Consider the following 14,101-nt stretch of genomic DNA (forward strand, 5'->3'; position numbering starts at 1 on the left):
TGGCCCTGATGCTGGCAGGCTGTGGTCAGTCGTCCAGCGTACGGGGCTTGAACTGGCGGTCGTCGTTGAACAGGAACACCTCGGTGAACTTCCACGGTTTGGGCAGCTGCCGCACGTCCCCATAGGGCGCGCCCCGGCGCACCGCGTCGATGGCCAGCTGGATCGTGTCCTTGGCCTGCCGCGGCTCACGCTTGACGTTGATGTGGGCCACGCTGCCGTCGGCCTTCAGTTCGATCTCCAGCACCGGGATGGCCAGCAGCGGCTCGGGCACGGGGCCCAGGTAGGTGCGGCCCGGATTGGCCGCCACCATGCGCTGGGCCGCCCGCACCTGGTAATCGGCCCAGCTGCGCGCCGCGACCTCCGGAGCAGCCTGCAGGCCACGCCCCGCGGCACTGCCGCCCGGGGTCGGCACGCTGCTGCAGGAGGCCAGCCCCAGGCTGAGCGCAGCCCCAGCCCAGGCCATCAGCCAACGCCGACGGTCTTGTGTCACTTCAGTGCAATGCACGGTAGATCTCCTCTGCCAAATCCCTCGAAATGCCTTCCACGGTGGCCAGGTCCTCGACACCAGCCGCCGTCACGCCGCGCACACCACCAAAGCGCTGCAGCAGGCGCGCACGCTTCTTCGGCCCCACGCCCGGGATGTCCTCCAGCCGGCTGCCGCCGGTGCGGATGCTGGCCCGCTTGGCCCGCATGCCGGTGATGGCGAAGCGGTGCGCCTCGTCGCGGATCTGCGCAATCAGCATCAGCGCGGCGGAATCGGGTGGCAGCGCCAGCTTCTCGCGGCCATCGGCGAACACCAGCTCCTCCAGCCCCACCTTGCGGCCCTCGCCCTTCTCAACCCCGGCGATCAGGGACAGGTCCAGGCCCAGCTCCTGAAAGACCTCGCGCGCCATCGCCACCTGACCGCGCCCGCCATCGACCAGCACCAGGTCGGGCAGGCGGTGCTTGGCGTCGCGCGGGATCGGCCCCTCGGCCGCCTGGGCGGCCAGCTTCTCGTAGCGCCGACGCAGCACCTGGCGCATCGCCGCATAGTCGTCACCGCCCGTGATGCCTTCGATGTTGAAGCGGCGGTACTCGCTGTTCTGCATCTTGTGGTCCTGGTAGACCACGCAGGAGGCCTGGGTGGCCTCGCCGGCCGTGTGGCTGATGTCGAAGCACTCGACGCGAAAACTGTCGAGGTCCTCCACCGCCAGGTCCAGCGCATCCACCATTGCCCGGGTGCGCTCACGCTGCGAGCCTTCCTCGGACAGCAGGCGCGCCAGCGCCAGTTCGCAGCCCTTGACCGCCATCTCCAACCAGATGCGGCGCTGCTCGCGCGGCTGGTGCACCGCATGCACCTTGCTGCCCGCCTGCTCGCTGAGGGCCTGCAGCAAGGCCTCGTCGATCGGGTGGCTCAGCACCAGCAGCGGCGGCGGCGCGGTGTGCAGATAGTGTTGGGTGATGAAGGCCTCCATCACCTGGGTTTCCGCCCGGCGCAGCAGCACGGCGGCGGCTTCGGCCGGGTCCTCGGGCAACGCCGGCGTCTCACCATCATCGTCCAGCGCATGGGCCTCGTCCGCGGCCAGCGCGGTGGCTTCCTCCACATGGGCCGGGAAGAAGGCCCGGTCGCCCAGGTGGCGGCCGCCGCGCACCATGGCCAGGTTCACGCAGGCCCGGCCACCGGCCACCTTGACGGCCAGGATGTCCACGTCGCGCCCGCTGCTGCTCAGGCTGCTCTCTTCCACCGACTGCTGGTGCTGCACCTTGGCCAGCGCGGCGATGCGGTTGCGCAGCTCGGCCGCCTTCTCGAATTCCAGCACCTCGGCGTGCGCCATCATCTGCGCCTGCAGCTCATCCACCACCGCCTGCTGTTCGCCCAGCAGAAAGCGCTCGGCGTCGCGCACGTCACGGGCGTAGTCCTCGGCCGAGATGAAGCCCACGCAGGGGCCGGTGCAGCGGCGGATCTGGTAGAGCAGGCAGGGGCGCGAGCGGTTGTTGAAGACCGTGTCCTCGCAGGTGCGCAGGCGGAAGACCTTCTGCAGGATCTGGATCGTCTCCTTGACCGCCCAGGCGCTGGGATAGGGGCCGAAGTAGCGGTGGCGCCGGTCCACCGCGCCCCGGTAGTAGGCCACGCGCGGAAAGCGCTGCGCGGCGGGCTGGCCTGGCGCCTCGCCACTGCGGGTGCCGGTGATCTTCAGATACGGGTAGCTCTTGTCGTCCCGGAACAGGATGTTGAACTTGGGGTTCAACGTCTTGATCAGGTTGTTCTCGAGCAACAGCGCCTCGTCCTCGCTGCGCACCACCGTCGTTTCCAGGCGGGCGATGCGCGCCACCATCAGCCCGATGCGGGTGCCGCTGTGGTCCTTGTGGAAGTAGCTGGAGACGCGGCGCCGCAGATCGCGGGCCTTGCCCACGTACAGCACGTTGCCCTGCACATCGAAGTAACGGTAGACCCCCGGCAGGTTGGGCAGCGCCGCCACCTCGACCAGGATGCGTTCACGCGCAGCCAGCGCCGCCTGCACGGCATCACGGCTCTCGCGCTCGGCAGCGGCCGCCGCTGGCGGCGGCAGGGGTTCGGACGGCAGTTCACTCATCGCCCGTGATTGTGCCGCCCCGGATAATGGCCGGATGCCCGCGCCCTCCCAGCCCCCTGTCCCACCGGCTTGGTGCTGGGACCTTTTCTGCCGTGTGATCGACAACTACGGCGACATCGGCGTGTGCTGGCGGCTGGCAGTCGGTCTGGCCGAGCACGGCCAGCAGGTGCGGCTGTGGGTCGACGATCCCCAGGCCCTGCAATGGATGGCACCGGCCGGGCACGCGGGCGTCGCGGTACAGCCCTGGACAGCCGACACCCCGCTGCCCGAGCCGGGCGATGTGGTGGTGGAAGCCTTTGGCTGCGACCCCCCCGAGTCCTTCGTCGCCCGCATGGCCGCCGCGGCCCGGCCGCCGGTGTGGGTCAATCTCGAATACCTGAGCGCCGAGCCCTATGTCGAACGCTCGCACCGCCTGCGCTCGCCGCAGCGCTGCGGCCTGGACAAGTGGTTCTTCTACCCCGGCTTCACCCCGGCCACCGGCGGCCTGCTGCGCGAAGAGGACCTGCTGCAGGCGCAGGCGGGTTTCGACGCCGCAGCCTGGCGGGCCCGACAAGGCATTGCCCCCCAGCCGGGCGAGCGGCTGGTGAGCCTCTTCTGCTACCCACAGGACCAGCTGCCGGCCCTGTTGGCCGCCCTGGGCGATGCCCCCACGCTGCTGCTGACCGCCCCCGGCCCCGCCACCACCCTGACACGCGACCTGCCCCGCCCACCCGGGCTGCGCCTGCAGGCCCTGCCCTGGCTGAGCCAGCCCGACTACGACCGCCTGCAGTGGGCCTGTGACCTGAACCTGGTGCGGGGCGAGGACTCCTTCGTCCGCGCCCAATGGGCGGGGCGCCCCTTCCTCTGGCAGATCTACCCGCAGGAGGACGGCGTGCATGCCGACAAGCTGGCCGCGTTTCTCACCCGCCACCTGGAAGGTGCGCCAGCACCGCTGGCCAGCACCGTCGCCCAATTGATGCGGGCCTGGAACGGCCTGCAGCCGGATTGGCCCGCGCTGCCGCCGCTGGGCGCCTGGGCGGCCTGGACCCAGGCCTGGCGCACCCGCCTGCTGAGCCAGCCACCGCTTGTCCGGCAGCTCCTCGATTTCGTCATGGAAAAGCGCTAAAATCAAGAGCTTTGCGAGAAGACGTGGCCCAGGCCACCGCCGTCCTTGCGGGGCCGCCCAAAGACATTCCTGGACCGAATGTCTGGAAAAACACCGGGCCGCCCTCAACTGACTCGCAATCTTTTCAGGCGTCCGACCTCGGATGATTTTTCCGAACCCTGTTCTGAGGGGCGCCGCCACCAACGGAATCTCACCATGAAGCTCGCTCAAGAAATCCGCGCCGGCAACGTCATCATGCAGGGCAAGGACCCGATGGTCGTCCTGAAGACCGAATACAGCCGTGGCGGCCGCGGCGCCGCCACCGTGCGCATGAAGATGAAGAACCTGCTCAACGGCTCTGGCGCCGAAGTCGTCTTCAAGGCCGACGACAAGATGGAGCAGATCGTCCTCGAGACCAAGGAATGCACCTACACCTACTTCGCTGACCCGATGTACGTGTTCATGGATTCCGAATACAACCAGTTCGAGGTGGAAGCCGAGAACATGGGTGACGCCATCAACTACCTGGAAGACAACATGCCGGTGGAAGTGGTGTTCTACGACGGCAAGGCCATCTCGGTCGAACTGCCGACCAGCGTCGTGCGCGAAATCGAAACCGAGCCGGGCGTCAAGGGCGACACCTCGGGCAAGGTCCTGAAGCCCGCCCGCCTGAAGGGCACCGGCTTCGAGATCTCCGTGCCGCTGTTCGTGGAAAACGGCGACAAGATCGAAATCGACACCCGCACCCACGAATACCGCAAGCGCGTCTGATCGACGCCAACACGGTGATGCCGGGTTTGCCGGCATGATGATGGGCACCTTCGGGTGCCCTTTTTCTTGGGCACCGGGCATTTCCGACACACCATGTCCTTCGACTTCGAGCACGCCGTCACCGCCCCGTTCCGCATGCAGCCCGGCCTGCGCAAACTGGCAGCCGGCCGACCCCAGTTCACCCCCAACCGCCCGCAGGCCCACCACCTGCGCGAAAAGCTGGCCGTGTTCTGGGGCCATGCCGAGGCCGCCCTGTTGAGCGAAGCGGGCTTCGACCCACTGCCGGCCCTGCGGGTGGCCATGGCCCAGGCTGCGACCGAGCACCCCGAGGCCCTGGCCTGGGCAGAGCCCGGCCGGCTGCAGGCCCACTGGCTGGGCTGGTCGGCAACCGAGGACGGCACCGTGACGGCCCTGCCCGGCGCGGTGCCCGAGGTCGGCCTGTGCCTGGCGGCACTGCCGTCGGCCTGGCGCCAGGCCGCCCTGTTCGCGCTGGCCGTGCAGGAAGACCTGGCCATCGTCGATGGCCCACGCGCCACCCTGCACTGGCTGGCCGTGGCGCTGCCCTCGCACTGGGCGCCGGCCGAGAAGATCGGCCGCCACTTCGCCCAGGTGCATGCCCCGGTGGCCGACAACGCGGTGCTGGTGGCCGCCGGTGAACACCTGCTGAAGCTGGTCACCGGCCCGCAGCGCTGGGAGCGCTTCGTCTGGAACGTGACCCGCCACCCGCGGCTGGACGCGCATCCGCAGCGCATGTCTGCCTCGCCCTGGCCGACCGACCTGAACGAGGCCGGCCTGACCCGCCAGACCTGGTTCCGCACCGAACGGCAGACCTTCATCCCGCTGCCGGCCCACGGGCAGGCGGTGTTCACCATCCAGGTCGAGGTGCAGCCCCTGGCCCTGGCGATTGACTCCCCGGACCGGGCGCGCCGCCTGCACGACGCGGTGGCCAGCATGAGCGCCGCGGTGCTGGACTACCGTCAGCTGAGCGACGCGCGCGAGCCCCTGCTGCGCTGGCTGGCCCATCGGGCCGAGTTGCCCACGGCCGCCGCCAGCGCATGAAGACCGAACCCATCGTCGAGGCGCAGATCGATTTCGCCCACCCGGGCCACGACGGTCTGGCCTGGGCCCCCGGCTTTCAGGACATCTACCACGCGCGGGATGGCGCCTTCGCCCAGGCCGAGCACGTCTTCCTGCACGGCAATGGCCTGCCGCAGCGCTGGCAGGGACGTGCCCGCTTCGTGATCCTGGAGACCGGCTTCGGCCTGGGCAACAACTTTCTGGCCACCTGGGCGGCCTGGCGGGCCGACCCCCAGCGTTGCGCGCGTCTGGTCTTTGTCTCGATGGAGAAGCATCCACCGCGGCTGGCCGACCTGCGCCAGGCCCATGCCCACAGCCCGGCCCCGGTCCTGGCCGCGCAGCTGCTGGCCCAGTGGCCGCCCGCCACCCCCGACCTGCATGTGCTGGACTTCGAGGACGGCCAGGTGCGGCTGCTGCTGGCCCTGGGGGATGTGGCCACCTGGTGGCCCGAACTGGTCGGCACCGTCGATGCCTGCTACCTCGACGGCTTCGCCCCGTCCCAGAATCCGGCCATGTGGGACGCCCACCAGCTGCGCCATGCCACCCGACTGGGCGCGGCGGACCTGACGGCGGCCACCTGGAGCGTCTCGCGCGTCGTACGCGACGGCTTGCAGGGCGCGGGCCTCCAGTGGGAGCGGGCCCCCGGCTTCGGCACCAAGCGCGACATGCTGATCGCCCGCCGCCATCCGCGGCCGGCCGCAGCCCTGGCGCAGCAGACTCCGCCCGGCCGGCAGGCCGCGCCGGTGGCCCGGCAGGCACTGGTGATCGGCGCCGGCCTGGCCGGTGCCGCGGCAGCCCGCGCCCTGGCCGCCCAGGGGCTGGCGGTCACGGTGCTGGAGCGCCGCGAGGCCCCAGCCCAGGAAACCTCGGGCAACCGGGCCGGCCTGTTCCACGGCGTCGCCCATGCGCACGACGGGTCGCATGCCCAGCTGCTGCGCGCGGCCGCCCTGCGGGCGCATCAGCTGATCGCCCCGCTGGTGGCCCGGGGCGCGGTGGCGGGCGACACCGACGGACTGTGGCGCGGCGGCGGCCAGCCAGCGGACTGGGCCGCCCGGTGCTCGGCCCTGCAGGCGCAGGGCCTGCCCGCGGGTTATGTGCAGGCGATGCAACCCGAGGCTGCGGCCCCGCTGCTGGGGGTGCCCCCCAGCGGCCCGGGCTGGTGGTATCCGCAAGGCGGCTGGGCCTGCCCGGCCGATCTGGTGCGGGCCTGGCTGGCCACGCCAGGCGTCACGGTGCACCCCGGTCAGCAGGTGCAGGCAATGAGCCCACGCCATGGCGGCGGCTGGCTGGCCCGGGATGCGGACGGACAGTCCCTGGCCGAGGCGGACGTGGTGGTGGTGGCCGGGGCCGCCGACGGCCTCGCGCTGCTGCGCCCCTGGACCGAGGTGGACGACTGGCCCCACCAGCGCAGCCGAGGCCAGGTGAGCCAGCTGGCCGCCCCCTTGGCCGAGGCCCTGGGCCTGCCCCGCCCGCAGCACCCGCTGGCCAGCGGTGGCTACCTGATCGGGCTGCCCGCCGCGTCCGGTGGCGGCCTGTTGTGCGGCGCCACCCACCAGCTGCACGACCCCGACCCGGCGCTGCGCCTGGCCGACCACCAGGCCAACCTCGACCAGCTGGCCCATCTGCTGGCTTGCCCCACCGAGCATGTCGAGCCGGCCCGACGCGAGGCCCTGCTGGCCCGCGCGATGGCAGAGGGTCAACTGACCGGTCGGGTGGGCTGGCGCCTGGCCTGCGAGGACCGGCTGCCGCTGGCGGGCCCGGTGCCGCTGCCCGCGGCCCAGCGGGCCGGCGCACGGCGGCAGGAACAGCCCCGCATGGTGCCGCGGGTGCCGGGCCTGTATGTGCTGAGCGCCCTGGGCTCACGCGGCATCACGCTGGCGCCGCTGCTGGGCGAGGTGCTGGCCGCCTGGATCACCGGGGCGCCGGTGCCGCTGGCCTCCAGCCTGATGGACGCGATCGACCCCGCGCGTTTCATTGCGCGGGCGGCCCGTTCGGCAAGCCGACCCGCGCAGGACTGAGCCCGCGCCCCCCGGGCGCGGATCAGAAGTTCAGCGTGCGCACGCCCGCCGGGGTTCCCAGCAGGCAGACCTTGGCCTTGTGGCGGCCGAAGATGCCGACGGTGACCACGCCCGGCCATTGGTTGACCTCGGTCTCCATCGCCAGCGGGTCGCTGATCTTCAGCCCGCGCACGTCGACGATGATGTTGCCGTTGTCGGTCGTCACGCCCGCGCGCACGCTGGCCGTTCCGCCATAGACCTGCGCGAAGCGGCGCATCACCTGGGCCGCCGCCATCGGGATCACCTCCACCGGCAGCGGGAAGGCGCCCAGCACCTCGACCAGCTTCGATTCGTCGGCAATGCAGACGAATCGATCGGCCAGGTCGGCGACGATCTTCTCGCGCGTCAGCGCCGCGCCGCCGCCCTTGATCATGAAGCCCTGGTGGTCGATCTCGTCGGCCCCGTCGATGTAGACCGGGATCGACTCGACGGTGTTCGAATCGAGCACCGGGATGCCAAGGGCCTGCAGGCGCTCGGTGCTCTTGACCGAACTGGACACCGCGCCGCGGATCCGGTCCTTCATCGTCGCCAGCGCGTCGATGAAGCAGTTGACGGTGGAGCCGGTGCCCACGCCCACGATGGCGCCGGGCACCACATGGGCCAGCGCCGCCTGCCCGACCAGGGCCTTCAGTTCGTCTTGCGTCATGGGCGGCATTATCGCCGCCCCCTTCTGGGACAATCCGGCCCGTACCCTCAGCCTGCAGCCCATGTCCCTGATTCCCTACGCCCTCTCCCGCACCGCCTTGTTCCGCCTGGATGCGGAAACCGCCCACGAACTGACCATCGACACCTTGGCCCGACTGCAGAACACGCCGGCCCAGTGCCTGTGGGCGCAGCAGCGGGTGGACGACCCGGTGACGGTGGCCGGCCTGCGCTTTCCCAACCGCATCGGCCTGGCCGCGGGCCTGGACAAGAACGGCCGCGCCGTTGACGGCTTCGGCGCGATGGGCTTCGGCTTCGTCGAGGTCGGCACGGTCACGCCCAAGGCGCAGCCGGGCAACCCCAAGCCGCGCATGTTCCGCCTGCCCTCGGCCGAGGCGCTGATCAACCGCATGGGCTTCAACAACGACGGGCTGGAGGCTTTCGTGGCCAACGTGCAGCGCTCACGCAGCTTCCGCAAGAAGGGCGGCATCCTGGGCCTGAACATCGGCAAGAACGCAGTCACGCCGATCGAAAACGCAGTCGACGACTACCTCATCGCGCTGGCCGGGGTCTATCCGCACGCCGATTACGTCACGGTCAACATCTCCAGCCCCAACACCAAGAACCTGCGCTCGCTGCAGAGCGACGAGGCACTGGATGCCCTGCTGGGGGCGCTGACCGCCCGCCAGCGCGAGCTGATGGACCAGCACCGGCGCCGGGTGCCGCTGTTCCTGAAGATCGCGCCGGACCTGGACGAGGCCCAGATCGCCGTCATCGCCGCGACGCTGCAGAAGCACCGCCTGGACGGCGTGATCGCCACCAACACCACCCTCAGCCGCGAGGCGGTCAAGGGCCTGCGCCATGCCGAGGAGACCGGCGGCCTGTCCGGCCGGCCGGTGCAGGAGGCCAGCAACAAGGTGATCCGCGCGCTGCGCAGCCACTTGGGACCGAACTTCCCGATCATCGGCGCCGGTGGCGTGATGAGCGGCGCCGACGCCTGCGCCAAGCTGGCTGCCGGTGCGGACCTGGTGCAGGTCTACACCGGCCTGATCTACCGCGGACCGGAGCTGGTGCGCGATGCGGCCCAGGCCATGGCGGCCCAGGCCTGAGTCACACCGACAGCGTCACACCGCCAGGAAGTGCTGGCGGTAGTGCAGCAGTTCGTCGATGGACTCGTGGATGTCGGCCAGCGCGGTGTGCTTGTTGGCCTTGACCAGGCCTTCCAGCGCCGCAGGTTTCCAGCGGCGAGCCAGCTCCTTCAGGGTGCTGACGTCCAGATTGCGGTAGTGGAAAAAGGCCTCCAGGCCCTTCATGTCCTTGGCCAGGAAGCGGCGGTCCTGGCAGATCGAGTTGCCGCACATCGGGCTCTTGCCCGCCGGCACGTAGGCCGACAGGAACTCGATCACCCGCGTTTGCGCCTCGGCCTCGTCGACGGTGGAGGCCTTGACCCGGTCGATCAGGCCGCTCTTGCCGTGGGTGCCCTTGTTCCAGGCGTCCATGGCGTCCAGCGTCGCGTCGCTCTGGTGGATCGCAAACACCGGGCCTTCCACCCGCACCGTCAGCAGCGGGTCGGTCACGATGACGGCGATCTCGATGATGCGGTCGGACTCCGGCTTCAGCCCGGTCATCTCCAGGTCGATCCAGATCAGGTTGTTCTCATGCTTGGTCAGCGTGGTCTCGGTCATGGCTTTCACTCAATCGATGCTGCCCGGCATTGTCCGACAACATACACTGCCGCCCCATGCAAGCCATTCACGTCTCGCTGGCGCTCTGCGCCGCGCTGCTGCTGTCGCTGGGGGTCAAGCTCTGGCTGGCTTCGCGGCAGATGCGCCATGTGCACGCCCACCGCGGCCAGGTGCCCGCCCCGTTCGATGCCACGATCCCGCTGGATGCCCACCAGCGTGCGGCCGACTACACCATCGCGCGCACCCGCTTCGGCATGCTCAGCGAGAGCTTTGCCACCGCCGTGCTGCTGGGCTGGACCCTGCTGGGCGGGCTGGAGGCGCTCAACAGCGCGCTGCGCGATGCCGTGCTGCCCTGGGGCGGCGCCCTGCTCTACCAGCTGGCCCTGGTCGCGGCCTTCGGCCTGATCAGCGCGCTGCTGGAGCTGCCGTTCGAGTGGTACCGCACCTTCCGCATCGAGCAGCGTTTCGGCTTCAACCGCATGAGCCTCGGCCTGTTCCTGGGCGACCAGCTCAAGGGCCTGCTGGTCGGCGCCCTGGTCGGCCTGCCGCTGCTGGCCGCGGTGCTGTGGGTGATGCAGGCCACCGGTGCCTTCTGGTGGGTCTGGGCCTGGGCCCTGTGGACCGGCTTCATGCTGCTGATGCAGGTGCTCTACCCCACCGTCATCGCCCCCTTGTTCAACCGCTTCACGCCGCTGGCCGATGCCGAGCTGGCCGCCCGCATCCAGACCCTGATGCAGCGCTGCGGCTTCCAGGCCAAAGGCCTGTTCGTGATGGACGGCAGCCGCCGTTCCGCCCATGGCAACGCCTACTTCGCTGGCATGGGCCGGGCCAAGCGGGTCGTCTTCTTCGACACCCTGCTGGCGCGCCTGCAGCCGCCAGAGGTGGAAGCTGTGCTCGCCCATGAGCTGGGCCATTTCAGCCACCACCACGTGCGCCGGCGCATGGCGCTGGTGATCGGGCTGAGCGCGCTGGGCCTGGCCCTGCTGGCCTGGCTGGCCGGGCAGACCAGCTTCTACCAGGGACTGGGCGTGCAACCCAACCTGATGGCCCCCAACAACGCGCTCGCCCTGCTGCTGTTCATGCTGGCCACGCCGCCCTTCCTGTACTTCGTCGGCCCGCTGATGGCACAGCTCTCGCGCCGCGACGAATTCCAGGCCGATGCCTACGCCTGCCGCCAGGCCAGCAGCCAGCAGCTGGCCGCAGCACTGCTCAAACTCTACGAGGACAACGCCTCGACGCTGACCCCGGACCCGCTGTACGCGCAGTTCTACTACTCCCACCCGCCCGCCTCCGAGCGCCTGGCGGCCCTGGCCCGCGCATGAACCGCCCCCCGGCCCGTGCCACCAAGGCACAAGCCTCGCATGCCACGCTGCAGGAGGCCCTGGTGGTGGGCTCGCACGGCCGCCATGTGGTGATCGAGACCCCCGCGGGCGAGCGCCTGCTGGCCCATTCCCGGGGCAAAAAGAGCGCCTGTGTGGTGGGTGACCGGGTGCGCTGGGCCCCGGCTGGCGACGAGGCCGTGGTCGAGGCCCTGAGCCCACGGCGCAACCTGCTGATGCGGCAGGACGAATGGCGCAGCAAGTCCTTCGCCGCCAACCTGGATCAGCTGCTGATCATGCTGGCCGGCGAGCCGATGTTCAGCGAATCCCAGCTGAACCGGGCCCTGATCGCGGCCGAGGATGCCGGCATCCGCGCCGTGCTGCTGCTCAACAAGGTGGACCTGCCCAGCGCCGCCCTGGCGCGCGAGCGGCTCGCCCCTTACCGGGCCATGGGCCTGACGGTGCTCGAGACCTCGCTGAAAGGCCAGCCCGAAGCGGCGCAGGCGCTGCTGGCACCGGTGCTGGCCGGACACACCACGCTGGTGCTGGGTCCCAGCGGCATGGGCAAGAGCACGCTGATCAACCTGATGCTGCCGCAGGCCCAGGCCCAGGTGGGCGAGATCTCCCAAGCCCTCAACGCCGGGCGACACACGACCACCACCACGACCTGGTACTGGCTGGAACCCACGGCGCAAGCGACAGGCACCCGGGGGGCCCTGATCGATTCACCCGGCTTCCAGGAATTCGGCCTGATGCACATCCCGCCGCAGCGTCTGCCGGAACTGATGCCGGACCTGCGGGCGGTGCTGCACGGCCCGCAGGGGGCCTGCCGTTTCTACAACTGCACCCACCGGCATGAACCCGGCTGCACGGTGCGCGCAGCCGTGGAGCGTGGCGAGATCAGCCCTCAGCGCTACCGGCTCTACGGCGCGCTGTGGGAAGAGCTATCCCGCGGCCAGCAGCCGGGCTGAACCCCGGCCCCGAGGCACGCCCCGGGCAGTCAGCCCAGCAGATTGGCCAGCTTCAGCAGCGCCAGCAGCAGCATCCAGAGGATGACGGAGCGCCACACCAGGCCGACCACGCTGCCCAGGTGCCCCAGTTCCGGCGGCAGGCCCGGCGTCGAGCCGGTGGCTTCGGCCTCGTCGGTTTCAACCCCGGCAGAAAAACTGGCCTCGGCGGCCCGGTCCGGCGTCACCCCAGGGGCTGCGGCACCACCCAGCTGCACCCCAACGGCCCCCGCGGCAGCGGCCAGGATGATGCCCTCGTTGGCGCGCCTCCAGAGACCGGCATCGCGCCGCCAGCCCGACACCGCCTCCTCGAAATTGCCGACCACGGCAAAGCCGAAGGCGGTCAGCCGGGCCGGCACATGGTCGATCAGGCCGAACATCCACTGCGAAAAGTCGCGCAGCCGCTCGTTGACGGCCACGCCCATCGAGCGGCACTCAAAGGTCCAGTAGCGGCTGGCGAACTCGGCCATCCGATAGGCAATCGCCCCGGCCGGGCCCAGCCCCATGGCCGAGAACACCACGTAGCAGAAGAACACGCCGAACACATGGCGGTGGGCGGCCAGCAGGGAATGCTCAATCACATGGCGCAGCAACTCGGTGCGCGGCAACTCGCTGACATCCAGGTGGCGCCACTCGGCCAGCAGCTGGCGGGCGTGGTCTTCATCGCCCCGCTCCAGGGCCTCGCGGATGTCGGTGAAATAGTGGCTGAACTGGCGAAACCCGAGGGTCAGGTAGAGCGCCAGGACATCGAAGGCCAGCGCCAGCAGGAGGCTGATGTATTCGATCAGCACGAAGTGGATCGCTGCTGCCGCTGCCGCCGGCACCAGGACCGTCACAGCCCAGACGATGCGTGCATGGTGGGGCTGGCCGGCGTCGAAGTTGCGGCCGGCCCAACGCACCCACGAAGCCAGGGCGTCATGGACCCAGTTGTCGCGCGGCAGCGGCTTGATCTGCTCCAGCAGCAACGCAAAGAGAACGGCGAAAAAGCTCATCGTCCACGATGATACCCATGGACACCCCTCTGCCGTGGCCAACAGCCTGCGGGAAAGGTGCCGCACTCGCATGAGCGCAACACCTGAGGCCGCTTCAGCGGGCCAGCAGGTGGTAGAGGTTGCGCAGCATGGCCGCTGTCGCCCCCCAGATGAAATACTCCTGGCCCTGGGAAGAGCGCCAGGGCATGGACAGGAAACGGCGCTCCTGCCCATCGACAACGATGCGGTGATGCCGATGGTGGGCCGGGTCCATCAGAAAGGCCAGCGGCACCTGGAACACCTCGGCCACCTCGTTGGGCTCGGGCTGAAAGGCCGCCTGGGCCGGTACCAGGGCCACCACCGGAGTGATCAGGAAACGGGTCACCGTGGCATAGGCCGGCATGCGTCCCAGGATCTCGGGCAAGCGGGGGTCCAGGCCGATCTCCTCGCGCGCCTCGCGCAGCGCCGTGGCCACGGCATCGGCATCTCCCGGCTCGGCACGGCCACCAGGAAAGCTCACCTGCCCCGCATGGTGGCGCAGGTGCTCGGTGCGCCGCGTCAGCAGCACCGCCAGCCCCTCCGGGCGCTCCACCAGCGGGACCAGCACACCGGCAGGGGTGGCGGGACGGTCCTCGCCCCAGGCCGTCCAGACGCCGTCGCCGCGCAGGTGGGGCTCGACCTGCGCCGCGCCCGCAAGCCGGTCGCGCAGGAAACCCGGCGTCAGCCGCTCGGGCGCCAGCGGCGGCAGGTTCCTGTCAATGCCCACCACCGGAACGGCTCTGGGATCCCCCAGCACGGGACGTGGCAGGGCCACAGGCTTGGCAGGTACGCTTGTCATGTCGCCAGCAGCTTACGCCAGAACGCAAAAAGGCCGCCCGAAGGCGGCCTTTCCTGAACCGGTGGCCACCGCGAGGC

At 70.1% G+C, this 14,101-nt stretch carries 13 protein-coding genes; 7 read left to right on the forward strand and 6 right to left on the reverse strand.

Annotated elements, in window-relative coordinates; translation table 11 throughout:
* Positions 1-25: 25 nt before the first annotated feature.
* Complete coding sequence (locus KGA65_RS15180) at positions 26-505, reverse strand: hypothetical protein (RefSeq protein WP_225863946.1); 480 nt, start codon at positions 503-505, stop codon at positions 26-28.
* Positions 492-2,573: an excinuclease ABC subunit UvrC gene (uvrC, locus tag KGA65_RS15185; RefSeq protein ID WP_225863947.1), complete on the reverse strand. Its 2,082-nt coding sequence runs from the start codon at positions 2,571-2,573 to the stop codon at positions 492-494. The genes KGA65_RS15180 and uvrC overlap by 14 nt, the downstream gene beginning before the upstream one ends.
* Positions 2,574-2,607: 34 nt before the next feature.
* Between uvrC and earP the strand changes: the two genes are divergently transcribed.
* The 4 genes from earP (at position 2,608) to mnmC (ending at position 7,523) form a co-directional block, all read left to right on the forward strand.
* Positions 2,608-3,678 carry an elongation factor P maturation arginine rhamnosyltransferase EarP gene (gene earP, locus KGA65_RS15190; RefSeq protein ID WP_225863948.1) on the forward strand — a complete coding sequence of 357 codons (1,071 nt, stop codon included), beginning with the start codon at positions 2,608-2,610 and terminating at the stop codon, positions 3,676-3,678.
* 195 nt (positions 3,679-3,873) lie between these two features.
* Positions 3,874-4,428, forward strand: coding sequence for an elongation factor P (gene efp / locus KGA65_RS15195; protein ID WP_225863949.1), 555 nt, complete (start codon positions 3,874-3,876; stop codon positions 4,426-4,428).
* A 93-nt stretch (positions 4,429-4,521) separates the two neighbouring features.
* Positions 4,522-5,487, forward strand: coding sequence for a heme-dependent oxidative N-demethylase subunit alpha family protein (locus tag KGA65_RS15200; RefSeq protein WP_225863950.1), 966 nt, complete (start codon positions 4,522-4,524; stop codon positions 5,485-5,487).
* Complete coding sequence (gene mnmC / locus KGA65_RS15205) at positions 5,484-7,523, forward strand: bifunctional tRNA (5-methylaminomethyl-2-thiouridine)(34)-methyltransferase MnmC2/FAD-dependent 5-carboxymethylaminomethyl-2-thiouridine(34) oxidoreductase MnmC1 (RefSeq protein ID WP_225863951.1); 2,040 nt, start codon at positions 5,484-5,486, stop codon at positions 7,521-7,523. Before KGA65_RS15200 ends, mnmC begins: the two co-directional genes overlap by 4 nt.
* Before the next feature lie 22 nt (positions 7,524-7,545).
* On the opposite strand, the gene rpiA is transcribed toward mnmC, so the two are convergent.
* The gene (gene rpiA, locus KGA65_RS15210; protein WP_225863952.1) at positions 7,546-8,208 is read right to left on the reverse strand and encodes a ribose-5-phosphate isomerase RpiA; all 663 of its coding nucleotides are present in this window, start codon (positions 8,206-8,208) and stop codon (positions 7,546-7,548) included.
* A gap of 61 nt (positions 8,209-8,269) precedes the next feature.
* Here rpiA and KGA65_RS15215 point away from each other — a divergent pair, with 61 nt between their 5' ends.
* The gene (locus KGA65_RS15215; protein WP_225863953.1) at positions 8,270-9,313 is read left to right on the forward strand and encodes a quinone-dependent dihydroorotate dehydrogenase; all 1,044 of its coding nucleotides are present in this window, start codon (positions 8,270-8,272) and stop codon (positions 9,311-9,313) included.
* Between the two features lie 15 nt (positions 9,314-9,328).
* On the opposite strand, the gene orn is transcribed toward KGA65_RS15215, so the two are convergent.
* The gene (gene orn, locus KGA65_RS15220) at positions 9,329-9,889 is read right to left on the reverse strand and encodes an oligoribonuclease (RefSeq protein ID WP_225863954.1); all 561 of its coding nucleotides are present in this window, start codon (positions 9,887-9,889) and stop codon (positions 9,329-9,331) included.
* Positions 9,890-9,945: 56 nt separating this feature from the next.
* Here orn and KGA65_RS15225 point away from each other — a divergent pair, with 56 nt between their 5' ends.
* Together KGA65_RS15225 and rsgA are read left to right on the forward strand one after the other, a co-directional pair.
* Positions 9,946-11,211 (forward strand): M48 family metallopeptidase, encoded by a 1,266-nt coding sequence (locus KGA65_RS15225; RefSeq protein WP_225863955.1) that lies wholly within the window; start codon positions 9,946-9,948, stop codon positions 11,209-11,211.
* A complete protein-coding gene (gene rsgA, locus KGA65_RS15230) occupies positions 11,208-12,179 on the forward strand; it encodes a ribosome small subunit-dependent GTPase A (protein WP_225863956.1) in 972 nt (323 codons plus the stop codon). Before KGA65_RS15225 ends, rsgA begins: the two co-directional genes overlap by 4 nt.
* A gap of 29 nt (positions 12,180-12,208) precedes the next feature.
* On the opposite strand, the gene KGA65_RS15235 is transcribed toward rsgA, so the two are convergent.
* Together KGA65_RS15235 and KGA65_RS15240 are read right to left on the reverse strand one after the other, a co-directional pair.
* Positions 12,209-13,207, reverse strand: a complete 999-nt coding sequence (locus KGA65_RS15235) for a CobD/CbiB family protein (RefSeq protein WP_225863957.1) — start codon at positions 13,205-13,207, stop codon at positions 12,209-12,211.
* Between the two features lie 94 nt (positions 13,208-13,301).
* Entirely contained in the window at positions 13,302-14,024 is a 723-nt protein-coding gene (locus KGA65_RS15240) for a CoA pyrophosphatase (protein WP_225863958.1), read from the reverse strand.
* Positions 14,025-14,101 lie beyond the last annotated feature (77 nt).

It is taken from the genome of Ideonella benzenivorans, assembly GCF_020387415.1.
GTDB classification, from domain to species: domain Bacteria; phylum Pseudomonadota; class Gammaproteobacteria; order Burkholderiales; family Burkholderiaceae_C; genus Ideonella; species Ideonella benzenivorans.

What these genes read in the sequence shown, in the direction of transcription:
- earP (WP_225863948.1), top strand. Translation starts at nt 2,608, where the DNA reads ATGCCCGCGCCCTCCCAGCCCCCTGTCCCACCGGCTTGGTGCTGGGAC.
- KGA65_RS15235 (WP_225863957.1), bottom strand. Translation starts at nt 13,207, where the DNA reads ATGAGCTTTTTCGCCGTTCTCTTTGCGTTGCTGCTGGAGCAGATCAAG.
- uvrC (WP_225863947.1), bottom strand. Translation starts at nt 2,573, where the DNA reads ATGAGTGAACTGCCGTCCGAACCCCTGCCGCCGCCAGCGGCGGCCGCT.
- mnmC (WP_225863951.1), top strand. Translation starts at nt 5,484, where the DNA reads ATGAAGACCGAACCCATCGTCGAGGCGCAGATCGATTTCGCCCACCCG.
- orn (WP_225863954.1), bottom strand. Translation starts at nt 9,889, where the DNA reads ATGACCGAGACCACGCTGACCAAGCATGAGAACAACCTGATCTGGATC.
- KGA65_RS15240 (WP_225863958.1), bottom strand. Translation starts at nt 14,024, where the DNA reads ATGACAAGCGTACCTGCCAAGCCTGTGGCCCTGCCACGTCCCGTGCTG.
- rpiA (WP_225863952.1), bottom strand. Translation starts at nt 8,208, where the DNA reads ATGACGCAAGACGAACTGAAGGCCCTGGTCGGGCAGGCGGCGCTGGCC.
- efp (WP_225863949.1), top strand. Translation starts at nt 3,874, where the DNA reads ATGAAGCTCGCTCAAGAAATCCGCGCCGGCAACGTCATCATGCAGGGC.
- KGA65_RS15200 (WP_225863950.1), top strand. Translation starts at nt 4,522, where the DNA reads ATGTCCTTCGACTTCGAGCACGCCGTCACCGCCCCGTTCCGCATGCAG.
- KGA65_RS15215 (WP_225863953.1), top strand. Translation starts at nt 8,270, where the DNA reads ATGTCCCTGATTCCCTACGCCCTCTCCCGCACCGCCTTGTTCCGCCTG.
- rsgA (WP_225863956.1), top strand. Translation starts at nt 11,208, where the DNA reads ATGAACCGCCCCCCGGCCCGTGCCACCAAGGCACAAGCCTCGCATGCC.
- KGA65_RS15225 (WP_225863955.1), top strand. Translation starts at nt 9,946, where the DNA reads ATGCAAGCCATTCACGTCTCGCTGGCGCTCTGCGCCGCGCTGCTGCTG.